Here is a 21030-nt window from a genome sequence, read left to right as displayed (position 1 = left end):
GCTCCAAGTTTTCAACAAACTGTTGACGTGGTGTTTCCGGGGGCGTTAGCTATCTGCAGCCCGTCCAGCACAAGGCCACGGAAGGCATAGCCGTGACTTCAGGTTCCACGCCGGGGCTGACCCGGTTCAACGCCTCGGACGAGAGTGCGGCGCAGGCCGAACTCCACGAGGTGTGTGCTTCATCGGTGTGGGGGAGCAAGATCCTCGCCCAGCGCCCCTTCGCCTCCGTCGAGTCCCTCCTTACGGCCAGCGACGCCGCCATGGCGGAGCTGACCGCGGACGACCTCGCCGAGGCGATGGCGGGGCACCCGCCGATCGGCCGCCCGAAGCCCGGCGACCCCACGTCCTCGCGTGAGCAGCGCGGCATGGCGGGGGCCTCCGAGGAACTCAAGGCGGAGATGCTCGAACTCAACCTGGAGTACCAGGACACGTTCGGCCATGTCTTCCTCATCTGCGCCACCGGAGCCACCGCGGAGCAGATGCTCGGTGCGCTCAAGGAGCGGATCGGCAACACGGCCGAGGAGGAGCGGGAGATCGTCCGCACCGAACTGGGCAAGATCAACCGCATCCGCCTGACGCGCCTGATCGACGCCTGACCGAAGAGGAAGCCCGATGAGTACCGAAACGACCGCCTCGGTGTCCACGCACATCCTGGACACCAGCATCGGACGCCCCGCCGAGGGCGTCGCCATCTCCCTTGCCGCACGCGCCGGTTCGGGTGGCGAGTGGCAGGCGCTCGGCGGCTCCGCCACCGACGCGGACGGTCGCTGCAAGGACCTGCCGGCGCTGCCGGAGGGCACCACCCACGTACGTCTCGACTTCGAGACCGAGGCGTACTTCGTCAAGAAGCAAGCCGATGCGCAGCAGGACGCCCCCGCGAATCGGGACAGCGGCGCGTTTTTCCCCGAGGTTGCCATCACCTTCGCGGTGAACCCGGGCGAGCACTACCACGTGCCGCTGCTGCTCAACCCGTTCGGCTACTCCGTTTACCGAGGGAGCTAGCAGACATGCCCACGATCCTGGGTTCCAACCAGTACGGCAAGGCCGAGAACCGAGTCGTAAAGATCACGCGGGACGGCGACACCCACCACATCAAGGACCTGAACGTCTCGGTCGCGCTCAGCGGCGACCTCGACGACGTCCACCTCACCGGGTCGAACGCCAACTGCCTGCCGACGGACACCACCAAGAACACCTGCTTCGCCTTCGCCAAGGAACACGGCATCGAGTCGGCGGAGCAGTACGGCATCGAGCTCGCCCGGCACTTCGTCGACAGCCAGCCGTCCATCCACCGGGCGCGCATCCGCATCGAGGAGTACGCCTGGGAGCGCATCGCCGGCTCCGACGCGGGCTCCCAGTTCATCGGCGCCGACGAGGTGAAGCACTCCTTCGTCCGCAAGGGCCAGGAGACGCGCCTGGTGCAGGTCACCTACGACGGCGAGAAGTTCGAAGTCCTCAGCGGGCTCAAGGACTTGACCGTGATGAACACCACGAACTCCGAGTTCTGGGGCTACATCAAGGACAAGTACACGACGCTCAAGGAGGACTACGACCGCATCCTCGCCACGTCGCTTTCGACGTGGTGGCGGCACAGCTGGACGGGCGTCGGCGACGAGCGCACCCCCAACTGGAACAAGTCGTACGAGCAGTCGAAGAAGCACATCCTCCAGGCCTTCGTCGAGACGTACTCGCTGTCGCTCCAGCAGACCCTCTTCCAGATGGGTTCGCGCGTCATCAACAACCGCAGCGAGATCGACGAGATCCGCTTCTCCGCACCGAACAAGCACCACTTCCGCCAGGACCTCTCGGCCTTCGGCCTGGAGAACGAGGCGAAGGACGGCGCGGTGTACTGGGCGGCCGACCGCCCCTACGGCCTGATCGAGGCCACCATCCTGCGGGACGGCGCCGAGCAGCGCATCCCGGTCGACATGACCAACCTCTGACGCCTCAGGCGTAGTTGACGCGGCAGCGCGCCCCTTCCCACCCGCAGTCGGCGGGGGCGCGCCTGCACCCGGAGGGAACATAAAGCAATGGCAGTGCCAGCAAAGGGGCCGGCTGAAGCCGAGGGCCCGTGTTCCACCCCATCGGAAGACACCGCGAGCGCCGCCTCGCAGGTGCATCCCGTGGATGAAAAGCTCCACCCGTCGCGGCTCGTCCCCGCCGCACTCCAGCACATCGCCGCCATGTACGCCGGCGTCGTCACCCCGCCGCTCATCATCGGCCAGGCCGTCGGCCTCGACACCGCGGGCCAGACCCGGCTGATCGCCGCCTCGCTGCTCATCGCGGGCGTGGCCACCCTGCTCCAGACACTCGGCGTCAAGGGCTTCGTCGGCAACCGGCTGCCCTTCGTCAACGCCGCGTCCTCCGCGGGCATCGCACCGATGCTCGCCATCGCCGAGACCAACGCCGCAGGCGATCAACTCCCCGCGATCTACGGGGCGGTCATGGTCGCCGGTGTCTTCTGCCTCGCCATCGGCCCGTTCTTCGGCCGGCTGCTGAGGTTCTTCCCGCCGCTCGTCACCGGCGTCGTCATCACCCTCATCGGTGTGACGCTGATGCCCGTGCCCGTCGGCTGGGCCCAGGGCGGCGACAAGACCGCCGCCGACTACGGCGACATGCGCTACCTCGCCCTCGCCGCCTTCACGCTCGTCGTCATCCTGCTGATGCAGCGCTTCGGCAAGGGCTTCGTCAAGCAAGTCGCGCTGCTCTTCGGCCTGTTGATCGGCACGCTCGCCGCGATCCCGTTCGGCATGGCGGACTTCAGCGCCATCGGGTCCGCGCCCGTGGCCGCGCTCCCCACGCCGTTCGCCTTCGGCGCCCCCGAGTTCCAGCCCGCCGCGATCATCTCGCTCTGCCTCGTCATGCTCGTCCTGATGACCGAGTCCAGCGCCGGCATGCTCGCCATCGGCGAGATCTGCGAGCGCGACTGCGACGGGAAGACCATCACCCGCGGACTGCGCACCGACGGCATCGCCACCTTCATCGGCCCGATCTTCGGCGGCTTCCCGACCTCCGCCTTCGCCCAGAACGTCGGCGTGGTGTCCCTCACGAAGGTACGCAGCCGCTACGTCGTCGCCGTCGCGGGCGGCACCCTGCTGATCCTCGGCATCTTCCCGATGCTCGGCGCGGTCGTCTCCCTGGTCCCCATGCCGGTCCTGGGCGGCGCGGGCATCGTGCTGTTCGGCTCGATCGCCGTCAGCGGCATCCGTACGCTCTCCGAGGCGGGCCTCGACGACAGCTCCAACATCATCCTGGTGGCCGTCTCGCTCGGCGCGGGCATCATCCCGCTCGCCGCGCCCACCTTCTACGCGGACTTCCCGGCCTGGGCGCAGACCGTGCTCGGCTCCGGAATCAGCGCCGGCGCCCTCGTCGCCGTCTCGCTGAACCTTTTCTTCCACCATCTCGGCACCCGCGGCAGCACAGGCGCCGCCGCGGCACTCAAATCTTCCTAGGGTCATGCCGTGCCCAAAAACGCCACCACGACTGAAGGAAGCACCATGGCACCTTCTTCGGCAGACCGCATTGTCATCGAGAACGTCGCGATCGCGACGGTCGACGCCCACGACACCGAGTACGCCTCGGGACACGTCGTCGTGGCGGGCAACAGGATCGAGTCCCTCGGCGCGGGCCCCGCGCCCGAGGGCCTCGAAAATGTCGTCCGCCGGATCGACGGCACCGGACACCTGGCCACACCCGGCCTGGTCAACACGCACCACCACTTCTACCAGTGGATCACCCGTGGCCTGGCGACGGACCACAACCTGTTCAACTGGCTGGTGGCGCTGTACCCGACATGGGCGCGCATCGACGAGCAGATGACATACGCGGCGGCGCAGGGCTCCCTCGCGATGATGGCCCGCGGCGGTGTCACCACCGCCATGGACCACCACTACGTGTTCCCGCAGGGCTCCGGCGACCTCTCCGGATCGATCATCCGGGCCGCCTCCGAGATGGGCGTGCGCTTCACCCTGGCGCGCGGCTCCATGGACCGCAGCGAGAAGGACGGCGGACTGCCGCCCGACTTCGCCGTCGAGACCCTCGACGGCGCGCTCGCCGCGACCGAGGAGACGGTGAACAAGCACCACGACGCCTCCTTCGACGCGATGACGCAGGTGGCCGTGGCTCCCTGCTCGCCGTTCTCCGTCTCCACCGAACTCCTCAAGCAGGGCGCCGAGTTGGCGCGCCGCCTCGGCGTCCGGCTGCACACCCACGGCAGCGAGACCGTCGAGGAGGAGAAGTTCTGCCACGAACTGTTCGGCATGGGCCCCACCGACTACTTCGAGTCGACGGGCTGGCTCGGTGAGGACGTGTGGATGGCGCACAGCGTCCACATGAACGACTCCGACATCGCCGCGTTCGGGCGTACGAAGACGGGTGTCGCGCACTGCCCGTCGTCCAACGCCCGCCTCGCGGCCGGCATCGCCCGCGTCCCCGACATGCTCGCGGCCGGCGTTCCGGTCGGCCTCGGCGTCGACGGCACCGCCTCCAACGAGTCGGGCGAGCTCCACACCGAACTGCGCAACGCCCTCCTCATCAACCGCCTCGGCGCGCACCGCGAGGCGGCCCTGAACGCCCGTCAGGCACTGCGCCTCGGGACGTACGGGGGCGCGCAGGTGCTCGGCCGGGCCACCCAGATCGGGTCGCTCGAAGCCGGCAAGCTGGCCGACCTGGTGCTGTGGAGGATGGACACCCTCGCCCACGCATCGATCGCCGACCCGGTGACCGCGCTCGTCTTCGGCGCGGCCGCACCGGTCACCCTCTCCCTCGTGAACGGCAAGCCGGTGGTCGAGGACAGCCGCCTGCTGCACGTCGACGAGGACGCCATCGCCCGCTCCACGCGGGCGGAGGCGCAGCGACTCGCGCGGATCGCCGCCGAGAGCTGAGTTGTTGAGACTCCGGTCAGGGGGGACGGCCCCTGGCCGGGGACTCGATCGAGCTGCCGAGCGGGCTGCTCGACCGAGTGCCGCCCCTGGGACGTGGCCCAAAGCCTCACGTCCCCGGGGCGGCCAGTAGTACCTGGGCGCACAACAACCGAATAGAGCCGCACCATCAGCACCACCAGCACGACCTTGCACCTTGCACCACCTCCTAGAAGCGAAAAGCGCCGGCTGCCTGCCGGTGCTGGAAAACAACCGGAGGAGCCGCAGTGGCGATGAAGCCCAGGTTCACCAAGCAAGGCACCACCCCCGACGCGACCGAAGAGGCGCGGGCGGGGCATACCAAACATCCGGTCGACGAGACGTTGCCACCGCTGAAGATGGTGACGACGGGCCTCCAGCACGTGGCGGCGATGTACGCGGGCGTGGTCGCGCCCCCGCTCATCGTCGGCGCGGCGATCGGCCTCAGCCCGAAGGACCTCACCTTCCTGACGGGCGCCTGCCTCTTCACGGCGGGCCTCGCCACCTTCCTCCAGACGCTCGGCATCTGGAAGATCGGCGCCCGCCTGCCGTTCGTGAACGGGGTGACGTTCGCGGGTGTCGCCCCGATGCTCGCCGTCGTCGGCTCGACGAAGGACAAGGACGACGCGCTGCCGATCATCTTCGGCGCGGTCATCGTCGCGGGCGTGCTCGGCTTCATAGCCGCGCCGTTCTTCTCCAAGCTGGTCCGGTTCTTCCCACCGGTCGTCACCGGCACGGTCATCACGCTCATCGGTGTCTCGCTGATGCCGGTCGCCTTCGGCTGGGCCCAGGGCCCCGACACCAAGGCGGCCGACTACGGCTCGATGCAGAACCTGGCGCTCGCCGGCATCACGCTCGTGATCGTCCTCGTCATCCGCCGCTTCACCACCGGCTTCGTCAAGCAGATCGCGGTGCTGCTCGGCCTGGTGATCGGCACGCTGATCGCGATCCCGTTCGGTGCCACCGACTTCTCGCCGGTCGGCGAGGCGAGCCTCATCGGCTTCCCGACGCCGTTCCACTTCGGTGCCCCGCAGTTCGCGGGCGCGGCCATCGTCTCGCTGTGCGTCGTCATGGTGGTCTCGATGACCGAGTCGACCGCCGACATGCTCGCCCTCGGTGAGATCGTCGGCCGCCCCGCCGACGAGAAGACGATCGCGGCGGGCCTGCGCGCCGACACCCTCGGCTCCGCCGTCAGCCCGCTGTTCAACGGCTTCATGTGCAGCGCGTTCGCCCAGAACATCGGCCTCGTCGCGATGACGAAGATCCGCAGCCGGTTCGTGGTCGCGGCCGGTGGCGGCTTCCTCGTCCTGATGGGCCTGTGCCCGATGGCGGCCTCGCTGATCGCCGTCGTGCCGCGCCCGGTGCTCGGCGGCGCGGGCGTCGTCCTGTTCGGCTCGGTCGCGGCCAGCGGCATCCAGACCCTGGTCAAGGCCAACCTCGACAAGGACAACAACGTCCTCATCGTGGCCGTGTCGCTCGCCGTCGGTCTCATCCCCATCGCGGTGCCGGAGTTCTACCACGCGTTCCCGGAGAACGCGAAGATCATCCTGGACTCGGGCATCTCCACGGGCTGTGTCGCGGCGGTCGTGCTGAACCTGCTGTTCAACCACATCGGCAAGGGGCGCGACGCCGACGACGTCACATCGCCGATGGAGTCGGGCGGTGACATCGCGGAGCAGCGCGGTACGCCGTCGGCGGCCGGGGCGCACTGACCAGCGCGGAGCTGAAGGGGTGGCGGCCGTGGGGGCGCCACCCCTTCAGTGCGTGAGGGGTGGTGTCAGACCCCTCGGGGCTCATCAACCACCGCACACGCGCGACGACTTCACGAAGCCGCCCAGGTTTTCGTCGTCCGTGCCGAGCAGCGCCCGGCCGCCCGACGCGGCGCCGGGCAGGCACTCGACGCCCTCGACCTTGCGGCCGTCGAACGTCCTCGTCGCGGTACGCGGCGGTGCGGCGACCCGCAGCGCCGCCTTCGTGCCCGACGCGTCGAGCGTCACGCGTCCCGCCTCGCCCACCGCCGAGGCGAAGGGACCGTCGTCCCCGGCGTCCGAGGCCGAACTCACCATCAGGCGCCCCGAGCCGGTCAGCGAGATGTCGGACACGTGGCGCACCTCGCCCTTCGGGTAGGAGGCCCGGTACTCCGCCTCGCTGACCTCCCCGAACTCCGCCTCCCCGTACGCGTTGAACAAGAACGGCGCCGCGAACACCGTCGCCGGACGGGCCGCGCCCGCGCCCCGGTCCGCCCACACGGCGACCGTCCTGCCGTGCGAGGTGCCGAGCGCGAAGCCCTCGAAGTCCGCGCCCTCGGGGATCGCGGGCAGCGGCGCCAGATCGAGCACGCGCGCGGTGTCGCCGTCGAGCTGGATCCGGTACACCAGCCCTCTGCTCGTCAGCGCCATGAACGCGCCGGGCGTCCCCGGCACCGCCTCGACCGCCTCCAGGTCCTTGGGCGGCGCACCCTCCCACGCGACCGGTGAGACCGTCGTGTCCTGCGGCGCGGACGGATCGAAGGTGATCCGGCCGAGCCGCCGTTCGCCGGGCTTCTTGTTGTCGTGCACGACAAGGGCCTCCAGCGCGCCGCCGGCCGCGCCCTCGCCGGTGAGTGCGAGGCCGCTGATCCCGGACCTGGCGTCGTCGCCGACCCGCTGCCAACCGCCGCGCTCCGGCGCGGATCCGGTCCCGGCGGGGGCATCCGCGCGGGCGGGAGCCGCGAGGGCCAGCGTCACGAAGGCGGCGGAAAGCAGGGACTTGTGGCGCAACTGCATGGACGAGCCTCTCGCGTTGGGGTCGTTCGGCGGTGCCTCGCACGAGGTGGACGCGCGTAGAAAGCGGGTCGACGGGGACCGTAGCGATCTTCTGGGGAGGGGGCAAGGGGGCATGGGGGCGAGGGGGCATAGGGGCATGGGGTGCGCGGAGGGGCGCGCGGTCAGTCCGCCGAAGTCCCGTGCGCTCTCTTCCAGCGCGGCCAGGATCCGGCGCGCCGGACCCCGGCCGCGCGCCCGCTCCACGACGGCCGGAGGCGAAGCGCGCGGTTCCCTTGCCGCGGGTCAGAGGCCGAAGACGGCCGGGGCCGACGCCAGTTCCTTGAAGACCTCCCCGGGACGCGGCACCAGCTTGCGCTCGGTGAGGTCCATCACGCCGCTCACCGCGGTCACTTCGGCCGCCACCGCGCCGTCGGCCCTGGTGAACGTCTGGTGGACGCGGAACACCTTGCCGTCGCCGAACTCGAAGGCGCAGCTCACGTCGACGACGTCGCCCGCGCGCAGCTCGCGCAGGTAACGGATGTTCGTCTCCAGGACGACGGGGCCGACCCCGCGGCCCAGCAGCGCGTTCTCGTCGAGGCCGGCGTGGCGCAGGAACGACCAGCGGGCGTGCTCCGCGTACTGGAGGTAGACGGCCTGGTTGAGGTGTCCGTTGATGTCGATCTCGTATCCGCGTACCTCGACCGGCACGGAGAACTGCTCTGCCACGACGTTCCTCTCGATGGGGGCGTCCCGAAGGGGGGCGTTGTGCCGATCATGCCAACAGGGGTGCGTGCGGCGGCATTCCGGGCCCGGCCTCGGCCGCGCTACGTGCGTCTCGGTGACGCCAGCAGGTAGCGGGCGCCGCCGCGCGTCTCCGTGTGCTCGCTGACCTGCCAGCCCGCGTCCCGCAGCGCCGCCGCGCACCGCGCGAGACCCGGCTGCTCCGGGTGCCGTACGGCGACGGCCTCGGGCTGCGGGGTGTCGCCCACGCGGTAGCCGGGCGTCTGCTCGCCCGCGGGGACGCAGCCGGCCGCCTCCAGGGCGAGCGCGGCGGAGGGCGCGAGGCGGCTCCGCTCCCAGGCGCACGGGCGGTCCGACGCGCCGTCGGCGTTCGTCATCCGGCGTATCTCCAGCACGCCCTGCCAGGCCGTCCGCACCTCGCGGGCCCGTGCGGGCCCGGTGTCGGCCGCCGGTTCCCCGCCGAGGCGGGCGGCGAACAGGCCGTCGGACGCGGGCCGTTCAGGGCGCGGCTCCTCGGGCGGCGGTTCCGCACCGGCCTCGCGCACGCGGTGCCCCGCCGGGGTGAGGAAGTGCTCGTGCGGCGGCCGCGGGTGCCGGAACGCCAGCTTCAGGACGACGAGTCGCGCGAGCTGGGCCGGGGCGCCGGTGATGCGGCCCGTCTCCGGATCGGCTCCCTCGATGATGCGGCGCTGCGCGGCGGTCGGCGGTCTGGTCATGGCGGACACCTCCTGCCGACGATGGTGCACGACGGCACTGACAACCCGGCGGGGCGGCCGTCAGGGGCGCAGGTTCCAGCCGGAGATCACCGGCCTGCCGTGCTCGAACGTGAGGCGGCTGACCGTGCCCGTCGCCAGCAGGAAGTGCGAGCCGCCCGACGCGGGCAGGCCCAGGCGGCGGGCGGTCAGGACGCGCAGGAAGTGGCCGTGCGAGACGAGGACGACGCTGCCCTCGTTGTTGGAGAGCGCCGCGTCGACCTTCGACAGCATCCGGTCGGCGCGCTCGCCGACCTGCTCCGGTGTCTCACCGGGGTGCTCGGGCGGGCCCGGCGGTACGCCGTCGTCGAACAGGTACCAGTCGGGCCGGGTGCGCTGGATCTCCCGGGTGGTGATGCCCTCGTACGCGCCGTAGTCCCACTCGTGGAGGTCCGCGTCGACGGTGTAGCGGGTGAGGCCGGCGAGTTCGGCGGTCTCGCGGGTGCGCTGGAGGGGGCTCACGAAGACGGCGCCGATGTGGTAGCTGCCGACGAGGGGGGCGACGCGGCGGGCCTCCTCCCGGCCGTTGTCGGTGAGCGGGATGTCGGTGAGGCCGGTGTGCTGGCCCGTCAGGGCCCAGTCGGTCTCGCCGTGGCGGACGAGGAGCAGATCACCCACGGTTTGTGCCTGTTCGTTCGGGGGTGGACGAGGTCAGCGCCATTCTCCCCGCCCCCACTCACGCCCACCTCCGGGGCCCACGCCCCAAAGACCGGGGCTCCGCCCCGGACCCCGCTCCTCAATCGCCGGAGGGGCTGAAGGGGCCGCGACTCCGCGCCTCAAGCGCCGACCGGGCTCAAAGATCGGGGCTCCGCCCCGGACCCCGCTCCTCAATCGCCGGAGGGGCTGAAGGGGCCGCGACTCCGCGCCTCAAGCGCCGACCGGGCTCAAAGATCGGGGCTCCGCCCCGGACCCCGCGCCTCAAACGCCGGCGAGGCTGAAAGGCCGGGGCATAAACACCGGCGCGGCTGAGGGCCAGGTGTCGGGACGGTTCGGGTTTATTGAGCCCCTGCGGCGATTGAGCAGCGGGGTCCGGGGCGGAGCCCCGGGGTGTGGTGGTGGTGCCGGTGAGGGCACGGCCTGGGGTGGGTTGTCAGAGGTGGGCCGTAAGGTCTAGGGGTCGTCAAGGAGTGAGTGGAGAGGGAGGTGGGAGCGTGCCCGAGTATCAGGGCGTCCCGGTGGGCGCCGCCGCCCTCTTCCTGCCCGACCCGCTGCCCCGCGCAAGCCGCATCGCCTACTGGACGCCGGACGGCACCCCCCTCCCCGGAGCCGACGCGGAGCTCCCACTCGTGCGCCCGCACGGCACCACGGTGCGCACCCGCAAGGTCCCCGCCCTCGTCCTGCCGGTGCCGGACGCCCTGCCGAGCCTCCTGCGCGCCCGCCGCACCCCCGGCGCCCACCCCGCCGCCGCGGCCTGGGGCGCGGCCGCGGCGCACGCCCTGCACCTGGTGGCGCGGGGCCGCCTGCTGCCGGGGCTCACCGCCTCCGACCACGACGCATGGCGCGCGGGCCCCCTCGACGAGGACGACGTGGCGCAGGTCCGCGGCATCGCCGCCGCCCTGCCCCCGGAGGGGTACGCGACACCCGTGCCGGGCAGCAGACCGCTGCGGGTCCCCGAGCCGGAGGCGCTGGTCCGGGCGTTCCTGGACGCGGTGGCCGACGCCCTGCCGCGCACCCCGGCCGCGGCCCACGCGGCGGGCGCGCCGTTCGCGGCCGCGGCCGCCCAGCACATCCCCCGGGCCCGCCCCTGGGCCGTCGAGGCGGCGGCCGGGCTCGACGCGGGCGTGAAGGTGTCGCTGCGGCTCGACCTGTCGCAGTACGCGCTGTTCGACACGGACGACGACACGACCGATCCCGAGGACGGGCCCGGCGCGCGCCGCGCCGGCGCCGCAATCGTCCAGGTGCACAGCCTCGCCGACCCCACGCGCGTGGTCGACGCCGCTGCACTGTGGGCGGGAGAGGCCAGCGAGCACTTCGGGCCGCGCGCCCGGATCGACGCGGTGCTCGCGGTGCGCCGCGCCGCCCTCGCCTGGCCCCCGCTCGGCCGCCTCCTGGAGCAGGACGCGCCGGACGTGCTGGCCCTGTCCGAGAGCGAGCTGACCGATCTGCTCGGCCCCGGCGCGGCCCGCCTCGGCAAGGCCGGCGTCACCCTGCACTGGCCGCGCGACATCGCCCGCTCGCTCACCGCGACGGCCGTGGTGCGCGCGCAGGCCGCACCCGGCTCGGCCACCGACGGCACGGCGTTCTTCGACAGTGAGGAACTGCTGAAGTTCAACTGGCAGCTGGCGCTCGACGGCGACCCGCTCACCGAGCGCGAGATGGACGCGCTCGCCGAATCGCACCGCGCGGTGGTGCGGCTGCGCGACCAGTGGGTGGTCGTCGACCCCGACCTCGTCCGCAAGGCGCGCAAGCGGGAGCTGGGCCTGCTCCAGCCCGTCGACGCGCTCGCGGTCGCGCTCACCGGGGAGGCCGAGGTCGACGGGGAGCGGGTCGCGGCCGTGCCCGCGGGCCGCCTCGCCGAGCTGCGCGACCGGCTCACGCGCGGCATCGAGGCCGTGGAGCAGCCGGCGGCGCTGCGGGCGACCCTGCGCGACTACCAGCTGCGCGGCCTCGCCTGGCTCGACCTGATGACCTCGCTCGGCCTCGGCGGCTGCCTCGCCGACGACATGGGCCTCGGCAAGACCGTCACGCTCATCGCGCTGCACCTGCGCCGCGACCGGCCGCACCCCACACTCGTCGTCTGCCCGGCCTCGCTGCTCGGCAACTGGCAGCGGGAGATCGAGCGGTTCGCCCCCGGCACCCCCGTCCGCCGCTTCCACGGCGCCGACCGCACCCTGACCGGCGTCGAGGGCGGCTTCGTCCTCACCACGTACGGAACCCTGCGCACCCGCGCCGCCGAACTCGCGGGGCACACCTGGGGCATGGTCGTCGCGGACGAGGCGCAGCACGTGAAGAACCCCAACTCCGCGACGGCGAAGGCGCTGCGCACGATTCCCGCCCCCGCGCGCGTGGCACTCACCGGCACACCGGTGGAGAACGACCTGTCCGAGCTGTGGGCGCTCCTCGACTGGACGACCCCCGGCCTGCTCGGCCCGCTCAAGGCGTTCCGCGCCCGGCACGCGCGCGTGGTCGAGGGCGAGGTGCCGCTCCAGGGACACGGCGGGACGAACCCGGAGGCGATCGAGCGGCTGTCCCGCCTGGTCCGGCCGTTCATCCTGCGCCGCCGCAAGTCCGACCCCGGCATCGTCCCCGAACTGCCCCCGAAGACCGAGTCCGACCACCCCGTGCCGCTCACCCGCGAGCAGGTCTCGCTGTACGAGGCCGTGGTGCGCGAGTCGATGGCGCGGATCGAGGAGGCCGAGGGCATCGGCCGGCGCGGCCTCGTCATGAAGCTGCTGACGTCGCTCAAGCAGATCTGCAACCACCCGGCGCAGTACCTCAAGGAGGGCCAGGGCGACGGCGACCGGCCGCGCCTCGCGGGCCGCTCCGGCAAGCTCGCCCTCCTCGACGAACTGCTCGACACGATCGTCGCCGAGGACGGGGCGGTCCTCGTCTTCACCCAGTACGTGTCCATGGCCAAGCTCCTCGCCACGCACCTCACCACCCGCGGCATCCCCAGCCAGCTGCTCCACGGCGGCACCACGATCGTCGAGCGCGAGCGCATGGTGGACCGCTTCCAGTCAGGCGAGGTCCCCGTGTTCCTGCTGTCGCTGAAGGCGGCGGGCACCGGACTCAACCTCACGCGTGCGGGCCACGTCGTCCACTTCGACCGGTGGTGGAACCCGGCGGTCGAGGAGCAGGCCACCGACCGCGCCTACCGCATCGGGCAGACCCAGCCCGTCCAGGTCCACCGGCTCATCACCGAGGGCACGGTGGAGGACCGGATCGCCGAACTCCTCGCAGGGAAGCGGGCGTTGGCGGACGCGGTGCTCGGCACCGGCGAGGCGGCGCTCACCGAGCTGACCGACCGCGAGCTGACCGACCTGGTGGCGCTGCGCAGGGAGGCGAGCCGATGAGCCCGGCCGGCCGACCCCGCGGCGGCCCCGCCGCCCGCCGCCCGCACGTGCCCGGCCGCGCGGGCGCCACCGAGCAGGCGCGGGCCCGCCACCTGGACACCCGGCGCACGTTCCCGCCGCTGCCGCCCCGCGCCGAGCCCGGCGGCGGCTTCGCCCTGACGTGGTGGGGCAACGCGTGGGTGGACGCCCTGGAGGACACGGCCCTCGACCAGGGCCGCCTCACGCGCGGCCGCGCCTACGCGGACCGGGGTCACGTCGACGCGATCACGGTCACCCCGGGCCGCGTCGTCGCCTACGTGCACGGCTCGCGCCCCCGCCCCTACCGGGCCGAACTGCGGCTGCGCACCCTGCCGGACGAGGCGTGGGACCGGTTCCTGGACACGGCCGCGGCCCGGCCCGAACATCTGGCGTCGCTCCTGGACAAGGACGTGCCGCACGCGCTGGCGGCGGTCGCCGACCTGCTGCCCGCGGTCGACGACCTCGTCGCCGAGTGCACCTGCCCGGACCGCGGCGACCCCTGCAAGCACGCGGCGGCGCTCTGCTACCAGACGGCGCGGCTGCTCGACGAGGACCCGTTCGTCCTGTTCCTGCTGCGCGGCCGCGGCGAGCAGGAACTGCTGGGGACGCTGACCCGGCGCAGCTCCGTGCACGAGGCGCAGGAGCGCTCCAAGGCGAAGGCGCCCGCACTCGACTCGCGCCCCGCCAAGGAGGCGTACGCGGCGGGGGAGGGGCAGCAACTGCCGCCGCTCCCGCCGGAGTTCCCGCCCCCGTCGTACCCGGAGCGTCCGCCTTCCTACCCGCAGGCCCCGGACGCCCCCGACCCCCTCGCGCTCGACCTGCTCGCCACGGAGGCGGGCGTGCGCGCCCACGCGCTGCTCACCACCGGTGCCGACCCGATCGCGGGCCTCACCCCCTGGCAGGACGCGGTCCGGCTGGCCGCCGCGCACCCGGGCTCCGGCCTCACGGCGGCGACCCGCGCCCTGTACTCCTCGCTGTCCCGGGGCACCGGCCGCACCCCCACCGACCTGGCGCGCGCCGTCGCGGCCTGGCGGCAGGGCGGCTCCGAAGGGCTGTCGGTCCTGGAGGAGGAGTGGGACCCGCCCGCCGGTCCCTTCGACCGCGCCCGCCCCGCGCTCCTGGCCGTGGGCCACGACGACTTCCGCCCCCACCGCAACCACCTGTCGACCCGCTCCCTCCAGCTCCGCCTGGGCCGCGACGGCCGGTGGTACGGGTACGAGTCCGACCCCGGCCGCGACGACTGGTGGCCCAGGGGCGAGCCGGGCCCGGACCCCGTCGCGGTCCTCGACGGGGTGCTCGGCGGCGACCTGGCGGGCACGGACTGAACGCCCTCCCGGCCGCCCGGCGTTCCGACGCCCGCCCGGTGCCCTCCCCGTCCGTCGCACGCCGCGGCGGGCCCGTAGGGTGCACTCGCATGGATCACCTCGACGTCACCCCGCACCGGCTGGCCGGAACCTGGCACATCGTGTGCTCCTCCTTCCCGATGTGGCTCGGGGGCCGGCGCACGGACGCCACGTTCACGTACACGCCGCTGCCGCCGGGGCGTTCGGGCGCGGCCCGCCTGCGCGACGAGGTCGGCTACCGGGCGCGGGGCCGCCACCGCACCATCCGCGGCACCGACACCCGCCTCACCGACCGCCCCGGCACCGTCTTCCGATGGCGCGGCGCCGGGCCTCTCGCGCTGCTGACCAGCGAGTGGGCGGTGAGTGAAATGGGGCCGGACGACGCCTGGGCGGTGATCACCTTCAGCCGTTCCCTGGTGACCCCGGCGGGCACCGACGTCGTGGTGCGCGCCGACCGGCTCGGCGACCCGGAGGTCCTGAGCGCCGCGCTCGCGGCCGGTGACCGGCTGGGGGCGACCCGCCTGACGGACTACGAGCACGCCGACAGGCCGTGAACACCGTAGGGCCGTAACGGCCCTACGCGTCCGACCGCCGATCGCGCCCACCTACCGGCAGCGACATCCCGCGCCCCGCGAAGAACTCCGCGAAACGCGCCACGGGAAGGTCGGCGGTGCGGGTCGCCGCGTCCGTGCCCGACGGGTTGTGGAAGTGGTAGCCGGAGCCGTCCGCCGTGCGGGACGTGACGAGGACCAGGTGGCCGCCGCGGCCGGGGGACGGCTCCTCGGGGCGGCGGATCGCGAAGTGCACGGAGGCGATCACGAGGCGGCCCGCGTCGAGCAGTTCACCGATCGCGGCGACGTCCAGCGTCCGGTGCACCGCCGCGTCGAGGCCGTGCGCCTCCCGTACGTACTCGGCCGCGGGCGCGTACACCATGCCGTGGATCTCGCCCTCGGCGTCCACCCGGTACGCGCCGAACTTCAGGGCGCCGTCGCGGAGTTCGAAGAGCGAGGGGGCGTCGGGGCCGAGCGCCATGCGCAGGCACGTCGCCCCGCACAGATGCCCGCACCAGCGCGCGTAGTCCTCCACCGTCGCCGCCCCCGACCGCCGCCACGCGGGATCCCGCGCCCGGTCGAGGCGGCCGGACACGATGGGCCCGACCAGCTCGGGCGAGGCGAACTGGGTGTGGCTCGGCCACGGGCACGTACGGCAGGTGTTCACAGGAGTCACGGCTGCTGACGGTATCCGCTGAGGAAGCGCCCGATCCGGCTGATCGCGGCGTCGAGGTCGTCGGCGTACGGGAGCGTGAGGATGCGGAAGTGGTCCGGGCGCGGCCAGTTGAAGCCGGTGCCCTGGACGACCTGGATCTTCTCGCGCAGCAGCAGGTCGAGGACGAACTTCTCGTCGTCGACGATGGGGTGCACCTTGGGGTCGATGCGCGGGAACGCGTACAGCGCGCCCTTGGGCTTCACGCAGCTGACGCCGGGGATCTCGTTCAGCTTCTCCCACGCCTTGTCCCGCTGTTCGAGCAGGCGGCCGCCGGGCCGGGTGAGGTCGTGGATCGACTGGCGGCCGCCGAGCGCGGCCTGGATGGCGTACTGGGCGGGCGCGTTCGGGCACAGCCGCATGGAGGCCAGCATGGTGAGGCCCTCCAGGTAGTTCTTCGCGTGCTGCTGCGGGCCCGTGACCACCATCCAGCCGCTGCGGAACCCGGCCACGCGGTACGTCTTCGACAGACCGGAGAACGTGAGGACGACGAGGTCCGGGGCGAGGGCGGCGGCGGTGTGGTGCACCGCGTCGTCGTAGAGGATCTGGTCGTAGATCTCGTCGGCGAACACCATCAGGCCGTGCCGGCGGGCGAGGTCGAGGATGCCCTCGACGATCTCCTTCGGGTAGACCGCGCCGGTCGGGTTGTTGGGGTTGATGATGACGACCGCCTTCGTGCGGTCGGTGATCTTCGACTCCATGTCGGCGAGGTCGGGGTACCAGTCCGACTGCTCGTCGCAGAGGTAGTGGACGGCCTTGCCGCCGGAGAGGGTCGTCACCGCGGTCCACAGCGGGAAGTCCGGCGCCGGGATGAGGACTTCGTCGCCGTCCTCCAGGAGCGCCTGCACCGCCATCGAGACCAGCTCGGACACGCCGTTGCCGAGGAACACGTCGTCCACACCGACGTCCAGGCCGAGCGCCTGGTACCGCTGGGCGACGGCGCGGCGCGCGGAGAGGATGCCGCGCGAATCCGTGTACCCGTGCGCCTGCGGCAGCATCCGGATCATGTCCTGGACGATCTCCTCGGGCGCCTCGAAGCCGAACAGGGCCGGGTTGCCGGTGTTCAGGCGCAGCACGCTGTGGCCCGCCTCCTCGAGCGCGTTCGCGTGCTCGATCACCGGGCCGCGGATCTCGTAGCAGACCTCGCTCAGCTTGCTCGACTGCCGGAACTCCATCTGTGCCCTCCAAGCGCGCCAGTGACTCGTGTTGCTTGGTTTTACCAAGTGGCTGCTTGGAAAGTCCAACAAGTTGCATAGACTGCGCGCCATGCCACGCCGAAGCTACGACCAGTACTGCGCCGTCGCCCGCGCGCTCGACGTCGTCGGGGACCGCTGGACGCTCCTCGTCGCGCGCGAACTCCTCGCCGGACCGCGCCGCTACACCGATCTGCACGCCGATCTGCCGGGCGTCAGCACGGACATGCTGGCGACGCGGCTGAAGGACATGGAGCGCGACGGTCTCGCCGAGCGCCGCAGGCTCCCCGCGCCCGCGTCGGCGTACGTGTACGAACTCACCGACCGGGGATGGGGACTGCTGCCCGTACTTCGCGCGCTCGGCGAGTGGGGCGCGCCCGACCTCGCCGAGCGGCGGCCCACCGACGCGGTGCGGGCGCACTGGCTGGCGCTGCCGTTGTCACGGCAGTTGGAGGCGCTGGGGGAGCCGGGCGCGGTCGAGGTCCGCGTCGACGAAGGGGTGTTCCACGTCCGCGTGGGAGACGCGGACGGGCAGCCGGTGTACGGGGACGGGGCGTACCCGGGCGGGGAGCCGGACGTACGTCTGGACCTCGCGGAAGAGGTGTGCGCCGAGGTCGCCCGCGGCGCCGTCGGTCTGGTCGAGGCCGTGCGGGCCGGCCGCGTCACCGTGGTCGGCGGGGGCGGACTGGCGAAGGCGCTGCGCGACGGCACCTCCTGAAACCTCTCCCGATAGGCGGACCGTCAGGAACGGGACCAATGTCCGGACCGTCCCGAGGCGCGGCGTGACAAGAGTCGCACCGCGCCGCACGGTCACGTACCGCACCACTTTGTGAAGGCCCCATGAACTCGGGCCTACTGGCCGGTGCAGCGGCTTTTTCGCGCCAATTACCGCTCTGAACAGGCCATCCACCGCGTGTTAGCGTCCCGGTCGACCGGGGGCCGATGTGAAGAGTGAGAGGGACCCGCAGAAAACATGGCGCACATGCACCACATGACAGGTGGCTGGATCACGCCGCTCCTGTCGTACGTGATGGCGGTCGTCGGGTCCGCGCTGGGCCTGCGCTGCACCGCGCGCGCCCAGGCCGCGGGAGAGCGGTCCAAGCGGAACTGGCTGCTCACCGCGTCCGTCGCGATCGGCGCCGGAATCTGGACGATGCACTTCATCGCGATGCTCGGCTACACCGTCGACGGCACCGCGATCCGCTACGACATCCCCCTCACCCTCCTGAGCCTCGCCGTCGCGATCCTCGTCGTCGGCGCGGGCCTGTTCATCGCCGGATACGGCAGATCGCGGGCGCTGTCCGTGCTGCTCGGCGGGCTCGGTACGGGACTCGGTGTCGCCGCGATGCACTACATCGGCATGGCGGCCGTGCACCTCAACGGCTCCCTCACCTACGACCCCGTCCTCGTGATCGCCTCCGTGGTGATCGCCGTGGCCGCCGCGTCCGCCGCCCTGTGGGCCGCGCTGTCCGTGCGCGGGCCCGCCGTCGCGGCCGTCGCCGCGCTCGTGATGGGGCTCGCGGTCAGCAGCATGCACTACACCGGCATGGCCGCCGCCGACGTCACCGTGCGCGCCGGCACCGCACCGCTGCCCGGCGCCACCGCGACCGCGTTCATCCTGCCTCTGGCCGTCGTCCTCGGCTCCTTCCTCTTCCTGACCTGCGCCTTCGTCGCGCTGTCGCCGACCGCCGACGAGCGCGCCCGCAGCGAGGCCGCGGCCCGGCCGCTGCACGAGGTCGAACTGCCCGCGACGTAACCGCGCCGCGCCCCGCCTCCCCCCACTCATTCCGGCCCCGCCGAGGAGCTGTCCCCATGCCCGCGCGCTTCGCGCTGCCCGAACGGCTGCGCTCCAAATCGATCAGAGCCAAGGTCGTCACCCTGCTCACGGTCCCCGTCGTCTCCGTGATGGCGCTGTGGGGCCACGCCGCGGTGACCACCGCCTCCCAGATATCCGACAAGGAGCAGCTGAAAGAGGTGAACTCGGCGCTCGTCGCGCCGATTTCCCGCTTCACCGTCGCCGTGCAGGACGAACGCGCGGCCGCCCTGACGTACCGCGCCGCCCCCGACGCGGCCGCGCGCAAGGACTTCGCCGGGGCAACGGCCCGTACCGACAAGGCCGTTGACGCCCTCGACGCGGGTCTGCGCTCCATCAGCACCGACCTCGCCGACCTCGACGCCGCGCTGCCCGACCGCATCCAGCAGCTCAGGTTCAGCGCCGAATCGCTGTCCGGGCCGCGCCAGAAGGCGAAGGCCCCGGGCGGCACGGGCGCCATCGCCGGGTACGACACGGCCGTCCAGCGCGCCCTGTCCGTACGGGCGGGACTCGCGGCGGCCGACAGCGAGGCAGCGCGCACCCTGCTCCAACTCGCCCGCGCTCGCGAGGCGTTGAGCCGCCAGGACGCGCTGCTCGGTGCCGTGCGGGCCGACGGGACGATGACGCCCGCCCAGTACCGCGACTTCGTCGGCGACGTCGCCGTGCAACGGGACCTCACCGACGCCGCGCTGCCCGAACTCACGGGCCGCGACGCCGCCGCCTTCCGGGCCGCGCTCGGCACCGCGAGCGCCAAGGACCTCGGCCACGTGCAGGACATGGTGCTCGCCGCCGGTGCCGCGCGCGCCGCCGACGCGGTGCCCGCCGGGCGCTGGGAGTCCGACGCGCGCGACACCCTCGCCGCCCTCGACAAGGCGGAGGCCCGCGCCATCGACGAGGCCGCGGGCGCCCAGCCGTACTCCCTTTCCTCACTGGGCAGTTCGGGCCTCGCCGTGCTCCTCGGTCTGCTCGGTGTGATCGTGTCGCTGCTGCTGTCCGTACGGATCGGCCGCGGCCTCGTCGCCGACCTCACCGGGCTGCGCGACGCCGCGCTCGACCTGGCCGCGACCCGGCTGCCCGCCGCCATGCGGCGCATCCACAACGGCGAGGACGTCGACCTCGACAAGGAGGCGCCGCTCGACGGGACGCCGCACCACGACGAGGTCGGACAGGTCGGCGCGGCCCTCACCACCGTGCAGCGCGCGGCGCTGCGCGCGGTCGCCGACCGGGCGGCGGTCCTCACGGGCGTCTCCGGCGTGTACGTCTCGCTCGCGCGGCGCAGCCAGGTGCTGCTGCACCGGCAGCTCGACCTCCTCGACGCGATGGAGCGCCGCACGGAGGACCCGACCGACCTCGAGGACCTGTTCCGCGTCGACCACTTGACGACGCGGATGCGGCGGCACGCCGAGTCGCTGCTGATCCTCTCCGGGGCGGCGCCGGGGCGGGCGTGGCGCAATCCGGTGCCGCTGATCGACGCCGTACGGGCGGGGATCGCGGAGACGGCCGACTTCGACCGGGTCCAGGTCCAGGACCTCCCGGACCTGCTGCTCTCCGGGGCGGCCGTCGCGGACGTGGTCCACCTCGTCGCCGAACTCGCGGAGAACGCGTCGTCGTTCTCGCCGCCGCACACGCCTGTGGTGGTGCGCGGGGAGCCCGTCGGGGCGGGGGCCTGTCTGGAGATCGAGGACCGCGGGCTCGGGATGAGCGACGAGGCGCTGGCGGAGGCGAACGCGCGGATCCACGCGGCGGACGTCGACCTGCTGGACTCCCGCAAGCTGGGGCTCTTCGTCGTCAACCGGCTCGCGCAGCGGCAGCGGTTGGATGTGACGCTGCGGAGGTCGGTGTACGGGGGCATCACCGCGGTCGTCTTCCTGCCGCAGGCGCTGCTGGAGGCGACGCACCCGGGGTTGCGGTCGGTGCCGGAGCCGCCGGAGGCGGGGCCCCTCCCGCAACGTACGGCCGCCCCTCCCACACCCCGGGGCTCCGCCCCGGACCCCGCTCCTCAAACGCCGGAGGGGCTTGAGGTACCCGCCCCGACTGCCGCCAATGGCCTCACCACGGGGTCGGAGGATCTGCCGCAGCGGGTGCGGCAGGCCAGCATGAGCGCTGAGTTGCGGGAGGTCGCGCCCGAGCAGGGGGAGGGGCGTGGGGCCCGGTCGCCGGAGGCGGCCCGCGCCACCATGACGTCCCTGAGCTCGGGACGCCGACGCGCCCGCGCCGCCCGCGAGCACGACGGAGGACACCGATGACCCCGA

At 72.6% G+C, this 21030-nt stretch carries 18 protein-coding genes; 12 read left to right on the top strand and 6 right to left on the bottom strand.

Annotated features, from left to right (window positions below):
- Positions 1-92: 92 nt before the first annotated feature.
- The 6 genes from uraD (at position 93) to ACYBSK_RS26810 (ending at position 6610) form a co-directional block, all read left to right on the top strand.
- The gene (gene uraD, locus ACYBSK_RS26835) at positions 93-596 is read left to right on the top strand and encodes a 2-oxo-4-hydroxy-4-carboxy-5-ureidoimidazoline decarboxylase (protein WP_457479800.1); all 504 of its coding nucleotides are present in this window, start codon (positions 93-95) and stop codon (positions 594-596) included.
- 16 nt (positions 597-612) lie between these two features.
- Complete coding sequence (gene uraH, locus ACYBSK_RS26830; protein WP_457479799.1) at positions 613-1002, top strand: hydroxyisourate hydrolase; 390 nt, start codon at positions 613-615, stop codon at positions 1000-1002.
- Positions 1003-1007: 5 nt separating this feature from the next.
- A complete protein-coding gene (gene pucL / locus ACYBSK_RS26825; protein WP_460243645.1) occupies positions 1008-1943 on the top strand; it encodes a factor-independent urate hydroxylase in 936 nt (311 codons plus the stop codon).
- Between the two features lie 87 nt (positions 1944-2030).
- Positions 2031-3452, top strand: a complete 1422-nt coding sequence (locus tag ACYBSK_RS26820) for a nucleobase:cation symporter-2 family protein (protein WP_457479797.1) — start codon at positions 2031-2033, stop codon at positions 3450-3452.
- Positions 3453-3497: 45 nt separating this feature from the next.
- On the top strand, positions 3498-4883 hold the full coding sequence (locus ACYBSK_RS26815; RefSeq protein ID WP_457479796.1) for an 8-oxoguanine deaminase: 1386 nt from the start codon (positions 3498-3500) through the stop codon (positions 4881-4883).
- Positions 4884-5152: 269 nt separating this feature from the next.
- Entirely contained in the window at positions 5153-6610 is a 1458-nt protein-coding gene (locus ACYBSK_RS26810) for a nucleobase:cation symporter-2 family protein (protein WP_460243644.1), read from the top strand.
- Between the two features lie 84 nt (positions 6611-6694).
- On the opposite strand, the gene ACYBSK_RS26805 is transcribed toward ACYBSK_RS26810, so the two are convergent.
- The 4 genes from ACYBSK_RS26805 to ACYBSK_RS26790 form a co-directional block, all read right to left on the bottom strand.
- Positions 6695-7663, bottom strand: coding sequence for a hypothetical protein (locus ACYBSK_RS26805; RefSeq protein WP_460243643.1), 969 nt, complete (start codon positions 7661-7663; stop codon positions 6695-6697).
- A gap of 282 nt (positions 7664-7945) precedes the next feature.
- Entirely contained in the window at positions 7946-8368 is a 423-nt protein-coding gene (locus ACYBSK_RS26800) for an acyl-CoA thioesterase (RefSeq protein ID WP_457479793.1), read from the bottom strand.
- Positions 8369-8466: 98 nt separating this feature from the next.
- Positions 8467-9099, bottom strand: coding sequence for a hypothetical protein (locus tag ACYBSK_RS26795; RefSeq protein WP_460243642.1), 633 nt, complete (start codon positions 9097-9099; stop codon positions 8467-8469).
- A 60-nt stretch (positions 9100-9159) separates the two neighbouring features.
- Positions 9160-9753: a histidine phosphatase family protein gene (locus ACYBSK_RS26790; protein ID WP_457479791.1), complete on the bottom strand. Its 594-nt coding sequence runs from the start codon at positions 9751-9753 to the stop codon at positions 9160-9162.
- Positions 9754-10286: 533 nt separating this feature from the next.
- Here ACYBSK_RS26790 and ACYBSK_RS26785 point away from each other — a divergent pair.
- The 3 genes from ACYBSK_RS26785 to ACYBSK_RS26775 all read left to right on the top strand — a co-directional run bounded on the left by ACYBSK_RS26785 (position 10287) and on the right by ACYBSK_RS26775 (position 15063).
- The gene (locus tag ACYBSK_RS26785) at positions 10287-13148 is read left to right on the top strand and encodes a DEAD/DEAH box helicase (RefSeq protein ID WP_460243641.1); all 2862 of its coding nucleotides are present in this window, start codon (positions 10287-10289) and stop codon (positions 13146-13148) included.
- Positions 13145-14491 carry an SWIM zinc finger family protein gene (locus ACYBSK_RS26780; RefSeq protein ID WP_460243640.1) on the top strand — a complete coding sequence of 449 codons (1347 nt, stop codon included), beginning with the start codon at positions 13145-13147 and terminating at the stop codon, positions 14489-14491. Before ACYBSK_RS26785 ends, ACYBSK_RS26780 begins: the two co-directional genes overlap by 4 nt.
- Before the next feature lie 89 nt (positions 14492-14580).
- Positions 14581-15063 carry a hypothetical protein gene (locus ACYBSK_RS26775; protein ID WP_457479788.1) on the top strand — a complete coding sequence of 161 codons (483 nt, stop codon included), beginning with the start codon at positions 14581-14583 and terminating at the stop codon, positions 15061-15063.
- A 22-nt stretch (positions 15064-15085) separates the two neighbouring features.
- Here ACYBSK_RS26775 and ACYBSK_RS26770 read toward each other — a convergent pair whose 3' ends face one another.
- Positions 15086-15727, bottom strand: a complete 642-nt coding sequence (locus ACYBSK_RS26770) for a cysteine peptidase family C39 domain-containing protein (protein WP_460247106.1) — start codon at positions 15725-15727, stop codon at positions 15086-15088.
- A 5-nt stretch (positions 15728-15732) separates the two neighbouring features.
- A complete protein-coding gene (locus ACYBSK_RS26765; protein WP_460243639.1) occupies positions 15733-16947 on the bottom strand; it encodes a pyridoxal phosphate-dependent aminotransferase in 1215 nt (404 codons plus the stop codon).
- Between the two features lie 91 nt (positions 16948-17038).
- On the opposite strand from ACYBSK_RS26765, the gene ACYBSK_RS26760 reads away from it, so the two are divergent.
- From ACYBSK_RS26760 to ACYBSK_RS26750, 3 genes are all read left to right on the top strand, one after another.
- Complete coding sequence (locus tag ACYBSK_RS26760) at positions 17039-17683, top strand: winged helix-turn-helix transcriptional regulator (RefSeq protein ID WP_460243638.1); 645 nt, start codon at positions 17039-17041, stop codon at positions 17681-17683.
- 255 nt (positions 17684-17938) lie between these two features.
- Positions 17939-18721, top strand: coding sequence for an MHYT domain-containing protein (locus ACYBSK_RS26755; protein ID WP_457479785.1), 783 nt, complete (start codon positions 17939-17941; stop codon positions 18719-18721).
- Between the two features lie 56 nt (positions 18722-18777).
- Entirely contained in the window at positions 18778-21024 is a 2247-nt protein-coding gene (locus tag ACYBSK_RS26750; protein WP_460243637.1) for a nitrate- and nitrite sensing domain-containing protein, read from the top strand.
- The last annotated feature ends 6 nt before the right edge of the window (positions 21025-21030 follow it).

The organism is Streptomyces sp. BYX5S, from assembly GCF_054724165.1.
The sequence above is the reverse complement of the archived record's forward strand: the minus strand, read 5'-3'. Positions and strand labels throughout refer to the sequence as shown.